The following is a 14,141-nucleotide window of genomic DNA, read 5'->3' as shown; positions in this document are numbered from 1 at the left end:
CACCGCTCCTATTATATCAATAGGTAAAAGGAATGAAAACGACAAAACCCTGATCAATCACCGATCAGGGTCTTTAGGATGCAAAAAAGCAGGCCTGCGATTTTTTAAAGGGATGGGCGATCGAATCAGCACATCCCGGAACGGTTTCCATGAGAAAGGCATGAACGGCCACATATAAGCAGTTTTGAATGTCTGCATCCTGGAGAGATAAAGGAGCCAGAAGGTTGTTCCAATTACATATCCCTTTACGCCGAAAATGCCTGTTAAAAGTAATAGTACTATTCTTGAAATCCGGTCTGCCAACCCCAATTCATAGCTTGGAGTTGCAAAAGTACCGATGGCTGCAAGTGCCAGATACAAGACTACTTCACTTGAAAAGAGCCCTACATCAACTGCAACCTGACCAATCAAAATGGCGGCGACCAACCCTAAAGCTGTACCAAGCGATGAAGGGGTATGAATAGCTGCCATACGGAGCATATCAATACCTATCTCAGCAATGAGAAATTGGACGAGAAGGGGGAGAACTCCGGATTCCTCCGGTCCTAAAAATGCCAGAGATTCGGGCAACAATTCTGGTTTCATCGACATTAAGAAATAAAAAGGAAGAATGAATATGGAGGCAAAAAAAGCAAAAAATCTTACTCCTCTTAAGTAAGCGCCGACTAAAGGTTTTTGACGATATTCCTCTGCATGCTGCAAATGATGCCAGAAGGTTGCAGGTGTGATCATAACACTTGGCGAACCATCGATAATCAATAAAATATGGCCCTCGTACAAATGAGCCGCAGCTGTATCCGGTCGCTCTGTATAGCGGATAACAGGATAAGGGTTCCAATGCTGACCACTAATGAATTCTTCAATCGTTTTTTCTGCCATAGGTAAAGCGTCAGTGTCAATTTCTGACAACACCCTTTGAAGATGCTCAATACGATCAGGATCTGCAATATCTTTTAAGTAACAAATACACACATCCGTTTGAGACCTTCTTCCGATCTGCAGGTATTCCATCCTTAAAGACCGATCCCGCACTCTTCTTCTAGTAAGCGCAGTATTGAAAATAATGGTTTCTACAAAACCGTCTCTTGAACCTCTGACGACTCTTTCTAAATCAGGTTCTTGAGGTCCTCGTACTGGATAGGTTCTGGCATCGATAAGGATGACTTCCTGGACACCTTCCACAATCAAAGCTGTCGGGCCTGCTAAAACCGTATCGGCCGCCTTGTTCAAGTCTTTCTCTTGATCCAACTCAACATATGGGATGTGGGTTTTTAACAATTTCATTAATGGGTCAGGATCCAGTTCATCCGGGTGAAGATTAGATAAAAGCTTCATTAAATAATGGAGGATATCATCTTTTACAAAACCGTCGACCAAGAACAAAGACATTCCTCTGCCCGCATAAACAAGATCTAAATGCACCATATCAAAGCTTTCGTCTACACCCAGCCGCTTACACATATAATCTACATTTTTCTCGTACTCTTGAAAGAGAGGTTGCTTCTCCTGCATCCGGGGTCCTCCTCTTTGCTTCTTGGAGGTTAGTTTCTGCCAATTCAATAAAAACATGCATGGTGGTCTGAGCTGATATTTTTAGGCATGTCCGATCAAGGTTGTACATATTATTTTTATATAATCACGAGTTAGCGAATGATGGGCAGGGAGGTGTTTCGTTGAAAAAAGTCTGGTTATATTGGGTGTTAGGCCCATTAGTTATAGCTGTTTTCATTTCCATCATTACAAATTATACGAATGAAGAAGCTGTGATCAAGTACTTTCCTTTAGATGACAAAAGAGGGTTTAAAACTTATGAAACGTCCTTAAAGCTGGCTCTACCCAAAGACGATGATGAGTATGAAGTAGAATGGGGAATGTTTTCTGAAACTGATGAGCCTATGTATTTAAGACAAGATGTTTCACTGCTTTATGTTAATGGCCGATTAAAGGGGATCATGAGCAAATGGGAACAGAATGCTTCTATTATTAAAAAAGAGACAATCATTCACGGCGAGGATAGTAAAAAATATGAAGCGATAAGCTTCCATCATGGGGAAATCCATGAAAAAGACGAATCGATCAAAAGTATACAAGCTACTTCCAGAGACACATTATATGTCATTGATTCTCCACTTAGTGACCGTACAGCTTTCAAAGAACCATCCACTCCTGAAGAAAAGGAGTGGAAAAAGAGATTGAATCACAGCATAGATCAGCAAATTCAGGCCCAATGGGATGAATTGCTCAATTATTACCAAATACCTACGGACCAGTATATTCCAATCCCTTTAACAGATTTGTCCGAATATGAAAGCAGACCTTTTCCAGGCACCACAACAAGGAACTTTCAACGGATTAAAGGGCAGTTATGGGAAGGATTATACCGCAATTACATTTTAGGTATATCCGATAAAGAATCCTCTCACCCCATACAAAGTTATATCCCTCTAATCCTATTCGATAAAAAAGGAACACATCTAATGGTTTTGTTTGAAGATGATACCGGAAAGAAACATCAGTTGATACAATATTACTGACCCAGTTCGTCCTTCAGCCTCTGGAAATCTTCATTATCCGGTTTTAAATCGGCAGCTGTATTTGCATGAGCAGCTGCTTTTTTTGTATTTCCTTTTTTTTGATACAGAATGGCTAAGTTGTAATGCGCTTCCGCTAAATCAGGAGAAATTTCAGTAACTTTTTCCAAGTCTTTCAGAGCTTCCTCTTCATCCCCTTCTCTTATATAAGCGAAAGAACGGTTAAACAGCAATTCTGCTTCGAAACGGCCTGGATCTTCCAACGCTTCAGTGGTAATCTGAATGACTTTATCATATTCTCCTTGCTTGTTAAGCTCCTGTGTTTGTTGTACTTTAGTAAAATTCCCACCATTGAAGATATTCTGTACGCCGAAAAATACCATCAAAGAAATCAAAAGCACATAAGATACAGTCGCTAATGCCTGAAGTTTGACGTTCTTCCTCTTTGGAAGATGTGTAATGGAGGTTGCGATAAATCCTCCTAACAAGCCTCCTAAGTGAGCACCGTTGTCGACCTGGGGGACGACGATACCAAAGGCGATGTTTATACCGATAACGATGATCAAATTCCAGCCCATTGTTCTAAAAAATAAACGTTTGTGTTGAATACCAAAAAACAACAAGGCACCGAACAACCCGAAGATTGCGCCTGAAGCGCCAGCAGCGATTTGAGGGTTAAGCATGAAACTGGCTACCCCGCCAAACACACCTGCCATAAAGTAAATCACTGTAAATCGTAATGTTCCATAGATCTTCTCAACTGCCATACCAAGATAGAATAAAGCAAGCATGTTCATCAGTAAGTGGACAACTCCGATATGCAGAAACATAGATGTAACGATTCTCCACCATTCCCCGGAAAGGATTTCAGGGTTATATTTTGCCCCGTATTCAATTAACGTTTCAACCGAAGTCGTATCCCCCTGCCATTCCACGTATAAAAAGAACAAAATATTTACGATCAGAAGAAAGATAGTCATGAAAGGCTTTCCGAATCGGAATAACGATTCGGCTTCCTTCTTCCTTTTTTGATGCATGGTTACAATTTGCTGTTTCAAATAGGGGATGATCGCTTCCATTTCATTTTCAGCAATGTCCTGATCTACAATAGGATCTTCTATGTTGAATTTTTTATAAAAACGACTACGTTCAGAATCTTTATTTTCATCATGCATGAAGTAGACCTTCATTCCATCCGTACGAGAACCCAAGAGATCCTCCCATTCATCTACTGGTGGATACTCTGATATATAAAGAGCATGAGTCTGTACTTTTCCTCCACGGAACAGTTTTCTATTTTGTTTCAGCTGATGATCAACCAATTCAAGGTCACGCTTCAATTCATTGCGCCAGTTCATTTCTTTATGCTTTAACCTTACAACATGCGTAGTACCTTTAAAATCTTTTTCAAGCCATACTTCTCTTTCTTCCATATGACTATATAGTATATGAAATTTTTGATTTACAATTAAGTCATGGGTCAGTTTCCAAAAGAAATATTCTTGATTGATAAACATATCCCCACCTCCCTCTTCCCATCATTTTATCACGCGTGATACACGGCACCTATTATGTTGTATTGTAACAATCAACATAACAAATTCGTGAAGCGATGAAAAAGCTGCCAAAGATTTGGCAGCTCCAAATGTCACGGGCTTCTGAACAACTTTGACATCATTCGGTTACGAACCCAGGGTATATTCATTGAAATTCTTACAAAGTACTTACGCAAGACCGGTATTTTAGTTATGATATCAAGAACTCTGTACCGATACTTGTATAAACCGGAAATCAACGAGAGAATAATAAGAAACCATTGGAAAATCCTACGCACTCAGCCCACCTCGTTTCAATCTATTGTAGGCTGTATTTTTTACGTGAACCTTCCATCTTATTCAGAAAGCTTGGGCTGAATAGCTGCCAGCGAACGTTTCAGTACATCCGCTGATTCATGAAACTGCTTTTTCTCTTTCCTATCCAAGTTCAACTCAATGACCTCAGCAATCCCCTTACGATTTACAATAGCAGGTACACCAATATACAAATCCTCGACATCATAATATCCATCAACGTAACTTGATACCGTCAAAACAGAATTTTCATTGTGAAGGATAGCTTTCGTCAAACGGACAAGTCCCATTGCAATACCGTAGTGGGTCGCCCCTTTTCTATCAATGATGGCATACGCTGCATCACGTACCTGCTGAAAGATGTCTTCCAAGTCCCCTTCATTATACCTGTCAGAATGATCTTCCATCCTTTCATATATGGATTTGCCTGCTACGGTCGCGTGACTCCATACAGGAAGTTCGGAATCTCCATGTTCTCCAACAATATACGCATGGACATTTTTCGAATCAATGGAAAAATACTCACTAAGCATATACTTTAGTCGAGCTGTGTCCAGTATGGTCCCTGAGCCGATGACTCGATGTACAGGCAGCCCGGAAAATTTCCAGGTCATATATGTCAATAAATCTACCGGGTTCGTGGCAACGATGAAGATACCATCAAAACCACTCTTCATCACAGACCCTACTATGGATTTGAAAATGTCCGTATTTTTCTCCAGCAAATCAATCCGTGTTTCACCAGGCTTTTGGTTCGCCCCAGCAGTAATGACGACGATGTCAGCCTGTTTACAGTCTGAATAATCTCCAAACCAGATTTTTTTATTGGAAGGAGCAAACGCCAAACCATGGTTAAGATCCATGACATCGCCTTCAGACTTTTCTTTATTAAGGTCTATCATCACAAGCTCATCCGCTACCCCTTGGTTTAATAGCGCGAAAGCATAGCTGGAACCCACAGCTCCGGTTCCAATTAAAGCAACACGATTGACATGCTCCATTACTCCACCCCTATTTCAGTAGTCATGTTCATTGTATATAACCCTGTCCAAACTTTCATGGAGTAGTTCTTTTCGATGTGCAAGAATGACTCATGTCTTATGAAAACCCTTTTCAGTCAAAATATAATCCACCTTTTTATCATATTGATCAATAGGGACAGCATCTATTTTTTGCAGCTCCCCTGCGATCATGACAGTAACCCCATCAAAACCATTGATATACCGATCATAAAAACCCCCGCCATAGCCGATTCTATATCCATTTTTATCAAACATGAGTCCTGGTACGAGGAGTAAATCGACTTGTTTTTTATGTACAGGATGCGTAGCTTGAGGCTTAGGTTCTTTAAGCCCGAAATAGACGGTTTCCAACTGTTCATAATCATTCAGCTGATAAAATACCATTTGTTTTGAGGAAGGATCACACTTGGGTACAGCGACGTTCTTCTGCTCATTCCAGCCTCTTTCAATGATTGGATATGTAGACCATTCGTGGTCTTGAGAAACCGTTACTCCGACTGTTTCTGCCTCTTTCCACAATGTACTGTTGAATAAATGAGTATATATGCTTTCTTCTAGTTGTACTTTTTCAACTTCTGTCAGTTTATTCAGTCGATCTTTTGCTTGCATACGTAATTTCTTCTTAGTCATAAACCCACCACCTATAAAATGGTATAAAAAAAACAGTAGGAAAGAACCTACTGTTTTACTTCGTTTCACGATGAAGCGTGTGCTTCCCTACGCGTGGGCTGTATTTCATAAGCTCAAGACGCTCAGGGTTTGTACGCTTATTCTTTGTAGTAATATAATTGCGGTCACCTGTTTCGGTGCAAGCAAGTGTAATGTTTACACGCATGAGTAATCCCTCCAAATCATCAATCTTTTCACTGTCTTATTTACATTATCAGACTTAACAATAATAACAAAAGAAACCCTCTCTTTCAAGTCCAAGTTTCCACTCTATGCTGAAAAGTACATAGTCATTGGCAGCATTGTATGATATAAATGAGTAAGGATGTTGTAAGGAGTGATTGGAATGTTCTATGTATTATCTACGCTCGCTTCTGTAAGTATATTATTATTCATCTTATCGTTCTTTGTCAGCAACCGGTTTAAAGCATTGGAAGAACAACTGGAGCAGCTTACGATGACTATGATGCAAAACAACTATCAAATCAAACAAAAAATGAAAGTCCTTGAAGAAGAACTGCTTGCCGAAGATCTCACTGAAGAAATATTGAAACAACCTTATAAGCCTGATCAACCTGTAAGGAAGCCCAATTTAGTCCATACAATTCAAAACATGTATGAAAAAGGATATACCCCTCATTACATAGCCAAACAGACCGATTTAAGCGAACATGATATTCAATCCATTGTGAGACAATGGAATAAAGAAGGTGGAATCCGGTGAGACATTGGATTCGAGCTTTCTCTTTAGGAATTCTTACAGCTACTTTACTGATCGGCTTCACTTATTACTATTTTGAAGAACCACACATCATCCAGACGGAAGCCGAACCTTCGAAAGAGGAACTAAGCATTTCTGATATGAAAGAGACATTGAAAAAAGAGGGGTATCATGTCTTGGATGAAGAAGCTTTTTCCGAATTGCAGCAAGAAAGCGCAAAAACAACCCCATCTGCCACCGATGAAAAAAGTGATCAGAAGGAAAGAGAAGAAAATGACCAACTTGAAACAAAAGCATACACAATTGATATCGCCTATGGCACAAATGCCGTTCAAGTCAGCAGAGCGCTGGAAAAAGAAGGGATTATCCCCGATGCTGATAAGTTTATTAAATACTTGAAAGAGAATAAATACGGACAGCATATTTTAGTCGGAAGTGTAAAAGTCAGTTCTGACATGACACAAAAAGAGTTAGCAGAAGCAATCAGCACAAAATAAGAGGATGCCTCTAGTTGAGGCATCCTCTTTTCTGTATCCTATCAGGAATTCAAGTCATAAGACTTCCCTTTGACAAGATAGAAGATATTTTCACCGATGTTTGTGATGTGATCAGCATAACGCTCAATATAACGAGCTACATATGCCATCTGCATGATGTGTTGGATCTGTTCAGGGTTGTTTGCTGTACGTTCAAGCATTCTCTTCACGACGTTGCCACATTTTTCATCGACTTCGTCATCCATCTGAGAAAGTTTATCAGCAAGAGCGATATCTTCATTCTCGAATGCCATTACTGCAAGGTCAACCATATCCATTGCGCGAACAGCCATTTCACGTAAATCCGGATCGATTTCAATGCCATGGTTCTCTCCCAAGTGAAGAGTCGCCTTAGCAATGTTCGTTGAGTGATCGGCCATACGCTCCAAGTCAGAAGAAATCTTCAACGCAGTAATAATACGACGCAAGTCTCTAGCCACCGGCTGCTGTTTAGCAAGCATCAGAATAGCGTCCTCGTTGATTTTCTCTTCTTTATCATCGATGGATTGGTCATTCGCCATGACCTCACGAGCTTTTTCAACATCGCCCTGATAAAGGACATGAATGGCTGTATCCAACGATTCTTTAGTTTCAATCGCCAAATCCTTGATTTGCTGTTTCAGATCTTTCAATTCACTTTCAAAATGTGCACGAATCGACATTCTTTTACCCCCTATTTAAATAAAAAGACTTTTAACCGAAGCGCCCTGTAATATAATCCTCTGTTCGCTTGTCTTGAGGGTTTTGGAATAAGTCATCTGTTTCAGCGAATTCGATCAGCTCTCCACTTAGGAAGAAAGCCGTCTTATCAGAGATACGAGCTGCTTGCTGCATGTTGTGAGTAACTATAACAATACTATACTTTTCTTTAAGCTCTTGGACAAGCTCTTCCACTTTAGCTGTAGAAATCGGGTCAAGAGCTGAAGTAGGTTCGTCCATTAGGATGACATCCGGTTCAACGGCAAGGGCACGAGCGATACACACACGCTGTTGCTGCCCGCCTGACAGACCGTAAGCATTCTCATGGAGACGATCTTTTACCTCATCCCAAATCGCAGCATCTTTTAAAGATTTCTCTACGATTTGATCCAGAACTTCTTTCTTTTTGATCCCGTGTACACGTGGACCATAAGCTACGTTGTCATACACAGATTTAGGGAATGGGTTAGGCTTTTGGAAAACCATTCCTACCTTCGTTCTTAAATATTCTTTCTTATATTTATTGCTGAAGATATCATTTCCACGGTAATTGATGGAACCAGATGTTTTAACGATTGGAACCATTTCCACCATACGATTCAACGTTTTCAGGAATGTTGACTTACCGCACCCGGATGGTCCGATAATCGCAGTTACACGTTCTTCCGGGATATCCATACTGATTTCATAAAGCGCCTGGTTTGAACCATACCATAGATTCAAATCATTGACATTGATTACACTGTTTTCTGCTTTCTTTGTCTCTTTTTTATTTACCTTAGGCACTGCTGTACCTTCATTCTTCTCTTTTTGTACTTTCGTAACGTTACTCATTACGAAACCCTCCTCATCCATGATTAAAGACGTCTTGAGAATTTATTTCTGATCAAGACTGCAATTGAGTTCATCAATAATAAGATGGCTAAAAGCACGATGATTCCTGCACCAGCGACATACTGCCATTCTTCCTGTGGTCGACCCGTCCAGTTGTAAATCTGAATCGGCATAACTGTATATTTAGCGAGTACAGAGTCTGGAAGCGTGTAAATGGCAGTCGCTGCACCAACAATGATCAGCGGAGCTGTTTCACCGATTGCACGGGATAGCGCAATGATCGTTCCTGTCAGAATTCCAGGGATGGCTGCCGGCAGAGTGACACGTGCAATCGTCTGCCATTTAGATGCCCCCATCCCATATGAAGCTTGTTCTATTTCAGAAGGAACTGAACGAAGAGCTTCCTGTGCAGCCACGACGATGACCGGCAGTACAAGCAATGCCATAGTAAGGCCACCAGCCATCAGCGTGTATCCGAATTGGAACATATAAACGAAGAACGTCAATCCTAAAAGACCAAATACGATGGATGGTACACCGGCAAGGTTCTGAATATTGATTCGAATAAAATCTGTAAATTTGTTTTTAGAAGCATACTTTTCCAAGTAAATAGCTGTTGAAACTCCGATAATGACAGAGAACACCGCAACGATTGCCATAAGCATAATGGACCCGATCAGACCAGCCCATATCCCGGCTTTGTCTGGATAAGGTGCTGGAAAGCTTCTGATATAATCCCAGCTTAAATAACCAATTCCTTGAGTCAATACACGATAAAACAAGAGCCCTAAAAATATAAGCCCTACAGTCGTAGCCAGGAAGAATAAAACCATCATGACTTTATTCAACATGACTCGACTTTCCATACGTTTCTTTACCCCATTTTCATTTTGTCCAAGCATTAATAATCCTCCTTGAACTTACGTGAAATATACTGTGCAATCAAGTTCATAACCAGAGTGAAGACGAATAGTGTCATTCCTACTGCATATAAACTGTAATAAATTGTAGAACCAAACGTTGTGTCTCCTGTAGCCGCTTGTACGATGAAGGCAGTCATCGTCTGGACGGACTGCGTTGCATCCATCGTCAAGTTCGGCGTCGCTCCAGCAGCAATTGTAACAATCATCGTTTCTCCGATTGCACGGGAAATCGCCAGCACGACGGAAGCGACAATACCAGAAAATGCAGCAGGCAGTACAACTTTGAATACAACCTCAAGCTTAGTAGCTCCCAGACCTAAGGCACCTTCACGTAATGCGTTCGGCACTGAGTTCATCGCATCCTCTGAAAGGGAAGCGACCATAGGAATGATCATGATTCCAACAACAAACCCTGCACTCAAGGCGTTGAAGATCCCAAGGTCAGGAATGATCGCTTGGAACATTGGAGTAATGAATGTTAAAGCAAAATACCCGTATACGACAGTCGGAATACCTGCCAAAACTTCCAGAACAGGCTTAATGGTACGTCTTACTTTATCGCTGGCATATTCACTCAAAAAAATGGCTGACATTAAGCCTAGTGGAACAGCTACAATCGTAGCAATGACCGTAATCAATAAAGTTCCGCCAATAAGAGGTGCTACCCCGTAATGACCTGACCACGGTGACCAGCTGGTACCTGTATAGAATTCAAAAATAGAAACATTAGAAAAGAACCCGATGGATTCGCGAAGTAAAGTAAATAAAATACCAACTGTGGTCAGAACACTGACACTTGCACATAGCAGTAAAAACCATGGGACGATTTTCTCTATTCGTTCCCCTATACTTTTTTTCTGTTTTCTCTCTTCAATCATTTGCTGGACATTCAATTGGTTTCCCTCTGAACGTAAACTGTTGTCCATACAATAAAACTCCTTTCATCCACACGGCAAGGTGAGACTGAAATCACAGTCTCACCTTCCATGATAGATTTTCATCCAAAAATCACTCTGTCCAACCTTTAACTTTATCAAGCTGCTCTTGATATTTCTCTTCTGGAAGCGCTACATATCCTACTTCTTCTGCAGCTTTACCAGCATTGTTCAATGTGAACTCAACAAAGTCACGAACTTGTGGCTTCTCTTTATATGCGTTCACGTTTACATAAGTGAATAGCGGGCGAGAAAGCGGTGTGTAAGAACCGTCTTGGATTGTTTCTCCACTCGGTTTAATAGCTTCAGCATTTTCACCGTCTTTGATGCCTAGAACTTTAAGAGCATCTTTATTTTCTGCGTAATACGCATATCCGAAGAATCCAATTGCGTTCGGATTGTCTTTAATTCCGCGTACAAGAACGTTGTCATCTTCAGAAAGTGTCGTGTTTTGACCTTCTTTCATCGGCTCTTCTTCAAGAATTACTTCATTGAAGTAGTCGAATGTACCTGAATCATGTCCAGGGCTGAAGATTTCAATTGGTTCGTTCGGCCATTCTGGGTTGATGTCGGACCAATTCTTAGCTTCAGATGATGCTTTGAAGATTTGACGAAGCTGTTCAACAGAAAGCTCGTCTACAAAATCGTTCTTTTGAGAAACTACTACAGATAAACCATCGTATGCAAGGGACAACGGCTCAAGCTGAATGCCGTTTTCTTCCGCTTTTGCTTTTTCTTCTTCTTTGATTTCACGAGAAGCGTTACTTAGATCGATTTCACCTTTTGTTGCTTTTTTAAATCCACCGCCAGAACCAGAACTGTTTACTGTTGCGTTAACATCTGGGTTCTTTTGGCTGTATTGATAAGTAAGGTTTTCCATGATTGGGAAAACTGTGGAAGAACCGTCAATCGCAACTTCGCCAGAAACATTTTCTGAAGAAGCTCCTTCACCGTTTCCTTCACCTTGTTCTGCATCGTTAGGCGCATTGCCACACGCAGCAAGAACACCCAGGATCAGGATAAATGCAAATGTAAGAGATAAGCTCTTAAGGTTTTTCATTTCTTTCTCCCCCTACTCTTTATTTCAAAAGTTTTAGTCGGCTTGGCCAACTCACATTTTTATAGTAACCAATAAGTTTTAATTCCATATGAATGAAATGTTAAGGTTTTGTAAATTGGCGAAAAAAGACGAAAAAAAAGAGGGATACTTTCGTATCACTCTTGAGAAGATGGTTCTGATTCTTCTGTTATATCTTTTTTTATCCCCTCTTTGGCACGTTGTTCTTTCAGCTCGAAGTAAGCTTTCCCTATCCGAGCACCTATATTATTACTTACATTATAAGTGGAAGTCGCATCAATGCCGACATATGGGGTCATGACAGAAAATGCTATTTCAGGGTCATCATATGGTGCATAACCGATTAACGTTTTATTCAGTGTGTCTACACCATAATACCCGTCGCCATCCGGTTTGGGTAAGTACTTTTTGGACTGGGCCGTACCTGTTTTTCCCGCCATACGGTATTTCGCGTATGGTTCTTTAGAGAAAACACTGCTCGCTGTCCCTTGTCTTGTTTGAAATACCTGCCTGAAACCTTCTTGAACAAGATCTATATATGAAGGGTCCATCTCAAGCGTATTAAGAACATCAGGACCATAATCTTTCGATACAGGACCTAAATCTTCGATACTATTGGACGGCTCATGGATTTCTTTGACTAATCGCGGTCTGATTCTGTCTCCACCATTGGCTATGGTAGAAACGTATTGATTCAACTGCAAAGCCGTGTAAGTACTAAACTGCCCAATGGCAAAGTCTAAAATGTTACCAGGCTTCGGATTGTCTCCTTGAAAACCTGTTTCTTCAAAAGGAAAATCCAGTCCTGTCTTCACTCCGAGACCGAATTGATTGAAGTTATAGATGAAGGTAGAGAAAGTCCCATCTTTTAAGCTGAGCGCTTTTCGGTTATATTCCATGCTTGTTACTCCACCTAATTTCATAGCCAGAAAGAACATATAAACGTTGGACGATTGCTGCAAAGCTGACTCCGGATTGACCCATCCTATATTAGGTGTATAGGATTTTTTAGGAACACCTGCAATTGTGAGTGGCTTATCATTGATGGAGAAAGTTGTATCTATTGCTCCTTCATGTAAACCTGTCAAAATGGTGGCACCCTTTACTGTAGAACCAGGAGTATATGCGTTATATACAGCCTGATAAGAAGTGTCAGAGAATTTCGAACCCCCATCTTCTGTATTGCGGTTGTATGTTTGACCAGAGATCGCTAAAATTTCACCTGTGTTCGGGTCGGAGACGACTGCAATAGAATTTTCTAAATAACGGTTGTCGTAAGGTGCTTTGCCTATGGCATTCAGCAACTCTTCCTGAATGATTTGGTCGACTTTCTTCTGTAACTCGATATCTATCGACAATACAAGGTCTTTCCCCCGCTGCCCTTCACGGATCACTTTAGAATTTACGACATTGTTGTTCTTATCCGTTTCATACTGGACTTTTTCTTTTGTTCCCCTTAAAACTTTCTCATATTGCTGTTCCAGACCACTTATTCCTACACGATCATTCCTGCTGTAATCCAATGACATATAATAATCCAGGTCTTCTCTCGGTACGCCTTGCTCTCTTGAAGTAATACTTCCTATATAATTTCTGAACGTATTATCATACGGATACTGCCGCTCCCAATCAGAAGTTACATTGATCCCCGGAAGGTTTGCCAGGTGCTCAGCCACCTTCGAATACTCTTCCTGAGTAATATCGGAGTTCTTAATAACATGCGGGGCAAGAGCGTACGCTTTATCCAACTCTTTCTTAATGGCAATGACTTCTTTCGTCTGGTTATCATAACCATCTATTTCATCTTCTTTGATGCTGTCCAATTGGAGTTGATATACTTCCCCATTCGTTAAATCCTTCGTATCTTCTGATTTGATGCGATCCTTAACATCTTCCGCATTCTTAAGATAGAAGTATTCTTTAAAATCTCTTGTCGTCAATTTATTTTCATATTCCATGTCGATATATTCAGCCAGCTGTTCAGCAAGTTCCAGCTTGTCATCTGACTGTACCCCTTTTGGAGGTGTATATGTAATGGAATATAAGGGCTGATTATCTACAACGACGCGACCGTAGCGGTCATACATCTCTCCTCGCGGGACAGGTATATTTGTGGTCGTGTTCTCTGTGCGATCGATTTCGTCCTGAGCTTCTTCTCCATTGAGAATTTGAACGACACCCAGTTGTAGTATGATGGCTGCAAACAATAGGAACACAACAAAAAACACAACATTCAAACGGAAAGGAAGATGCGATTTTTTCTTAAGGCTGCTTTTTTTCTTTTTCCCCAATAAACTCCTCTCCCTCTATAAACAAGAATTCCAGACACTATTATAGCATCTT

At 40.7% G+C, this 14,141-nt stretch carries 14 protein-coding genes; 3 read left to right on the top strand and 11 right to left on the bottom strand.

Annotation, left to right across the window (positions count from 1 at the left end; translation table 11 throughout):
• Positions 1–57: 57 nt before the first annotated feature.
• Positions 58–1,512 (bottom strand): spore germination protein, encoded by a 1,455-nt coding sequence (locus LCL89_RS01695; RefSeq protein WP_224807339.1) that lies wholly within the window; start codon positions 1,510–1,512, stop codon positions 58–60.
• 161 nt (positions 1,513–1,673) lie between these two features.
• Here LCL89_RS01695 and LCL89_RS01690 point away from each other — a divergent pair, with 161 nt between their 5' ends.
• Entirely contained in the window at positions 1,674–2,534 is an 861-nt protein-coding gene (locus LCL89_RS01690) for a hypothetical protein (protein ID WP_224807338.1), read from the top strand.
• Here the strand turns inward: LCL89_RS01690 and LCL89_RS01685 are convergent.
• The 4 genes from LCL89_RS01685 to rpmG form a co-directional block, all read right to left on the bottom strand.
• A complete protein-coding gene (locus LCL89_RS01685; protein WP_224807337.1) occupies positions 2,528–4,048 on the bottom strand; it encodes a rhomboid family intramembrane serine protease in 1,521 nt (506 codons plus the stop codon). The two genes, LCL89_RS01690 and LCL89_RS01685, sit on opposite strands and share 7 nt — an antisense overlap.
• A gap of 374 nt (positions 4,049–4,422) precedes the next feature.
• A complete protein-coding gene (locus LCL89_RS01680; RefSeq protein ID WP_224807335.1) occupies positions 4,423–5,382 on the bottom strand; it encodes an L-lactate dehydrogenase in 960 nt (319 codons plus the stop codon).
• Positions 5,383–5,472: 90 nt separating this feature from the next.
• Complete coding sequence (locus LCL89_RS01675) at positions 5,473–6,033, bottom strand: 5-formyltetrahydrofolate cyclo-ligase (protein ID WP_224807334.1); 561 nt, start codon at positions 6,031–6,033, stop codon at positions 5,473–5,475.
• Positions 6,034–6,088: 55 nt separating this feature from the next.
• Positions 6,089–6,238 (bottom strand): 50S ribosomal protein L33, encoded by a 150-nt coding sequence (rpmG, locus tag LCL89_RS01670; protein WP_197316462.1) that lies wholly within the window; start codon positions 6,236–6,238, stop codon positions 6,089–6,091.
• Positions 6,239–6,418: 180 nt separating this feature from the next.
• Here rpmG and LCL89_RS01665 point away from each other — a divergent pair, with 180 nt between their 5' ends.
• On the top strand, positions 6,419–6,796 hold the full coding sequence (locus tag LCL89_RS01665; RefSeq protein WP_224807333.1) for a hypothetical protein: 378 nt from the start codon (positions 6,419–6,421) through the stop codon (positions 6,794–6,796).
• Positions 6,793–7,290 carry a hypothetical protein gene (locus tag LCL89_RS01660; RefSeq protein WP_224807332.1) on the top strand — a complete coding sequence of 166 codons (498 nt, stop codon included), beginning with the start codon at positions 6,793–6,795 and terminating at the stop codon, positions 7,288–7,290. Before LCL89_RS01665 ends, LCL89_RS01660 begins: the two co-directional genes overlap by 4 nt.
• A 41-nt stretch (positions 7,291–7,331) precedes the next feature.
• Here LCL89_RS01660 and phoU read toward each other — a convergent pair whose 3' ends face one another.
• From phoU to LCL89_RS01630, 6 genes are all read right to left on the bottom strand, one after another.
• Positions 7,332–7,991 (bottom strand): phosphate signaling complex protein PhoU, encoded by a 660-nt coding sequence (gene phoU, locus LCL89_RS01655; RefSeq protein WP_197316465.1) that lies wholly within the window; start codon positions 7,989–7,991, stop codon positions 7,332–7,334.
• A gap of 31 nt (positions 7,992–8,022) precedes the next feature.
• Positions 8,023–8,862, bottom strand: a complete 840-nt coding sequence (gene pstB, locus LCL89_RS01650; RefSeq protein WP_318245593.1) for a phosphate ABC transporter ATP-binding protein PstB — start codon at positions 8,860–8,862, stop codon at positions 8,023–8,025.
• A 23-nt stretch (positions 8,863–8,885) separates the two neighbouring features.
• A complete protein-coding gene (gene pstA / locus LCL89_RS01645) occupies positions 8,886–9,764 on the bottom strand; it encodes a phosphate ABC transporter permease PstA (RefSeq protein ID WP_224807330.1) in 879 nt (292 codons plus the stop codon).
• A complete protein-coding gene (gene pstC, locus LCL89_RS01640) occupies positions 9,764–10,711 on the bottom strand; it encodes a phosphate ABC transporter permease subunit PstC (protein ID WP_224807329.1) in 948 nt (315 codons plus the stop codon). Before pstC ends, pstA begins: the two co-directional genes overlap by 1 nt.
• Positions 10,712–10,793: 82 nt before the next feature.
• Positions 10,794–11,780 carry a PstS family phosphate ABC transporter substrate-binding protein gene (locus LCL89_RS01635; RefSeq protein ID WP_197316469.1) on the bottom strand — a complete coding sequence of 329 codons (987 nt, stop codon included), beginning with the start codon at positions 11,778–11,780 and terminating at the stop codon, positions 10,794–10,796.
• 155 nt (positions 11,781–11,935) lie between these two features.
• Complete coding sequence (locus LCL89_RS01630; RefSeq protein ID WP_224807328.1) at positions 11,936–14,089, bottom strand: peptidoglycan D,D-transpeptidase FtsI family protein; 2,154 nt, start codon at positions 14,087–14,089, stop codon at positions 11,936–11,938.
• Positions 14,090–14,141 lie beyond the last annotated feature (52 nt).

The organism is Halobacillus yeomjeoni (assembly GCF_020171525.1).
GTDB lineage: Bacteria > Bacillota > Bacilli > Bacillales > Halobacillaceae > Halobacillus > Halobacillus yeomjeoni.
This window is presented reverse-complemented; position numbering and strand designations above follow the sequence as displayed.

Coding starts and splice junctions, on each gene's coding strand:
- LCL89_RS01695 (WP_224807339.1), bottom strand. CDS start 1,512: ATGCAGGAGAAGCAACCTCTCTTTCAAGAGTACGAGAAAAATGTAGAT.
- LCL89_RS01685 (WP_224807337.1), bottom strand. CDS start 4,048: ATGTTTATCAATCAAGAATATTTCTTTTGGAAACTGACCCATGACTTA.
- LCL89_RS01680 (WP_224807335.1), bottom strand. CDS start 5,382: ATGGAGCATGTCAATCGTGTTGCTTTAATTGGAACCGGAGCTGTGGGT.
- LCL89_RS01675 (WP_224807334.1), bottom strand. CDS start 6,033: ATGACTAAGAAGAAATTACGTATGCAAGCAAAAGATCGACTGAATAAA.
- rpmG (WP_197316462.1), bottom strand. CDS start 6,238: ATGCGTGTAAACATTACACTTGCTTGCACCGAAACAGGTGACCGCAAT.
- LCL89_RS01665 (WP_224807333.1), top strand. CDS start 6,419: ATGTTCTATGTATTATCTACGCTCGCTTCTGTAAGTATATTATTATTC.
- phoU (WP_197316465.1), bottom strand. CDS start 7,991: ATGTCGATTCGTGCACATTTTGAAAGTGAATTGAAAGATCTGAAACAG.
- pstB (WP_318245593.1), bottom strand. CDS start 8,862: ATGAGTAACGTTACGAAAGTACAAAAAGAGAAGAATGAAGGTACAGCA.
- pstA (WP_224807330.1), bottom strand. CDS start 9,764: ATGCTTGGACAAAATGAAAATGGGGTAAAGAAACGTATGGAAAGTCGA.
- pstC (WP_224807329.1), bottom strand. CDS start 10,711: ATGGACAACAGTTTACGTTCAGAGGGAAACCAATTGAATGTCCAGCAA.
- LCL89_RS01635 (WP_197316469.1), bottom strand. CDS start 11,780: ATGAAAAACCTTAAGAGCTTATCTCTTACATTTGCATTTATCCTGATC.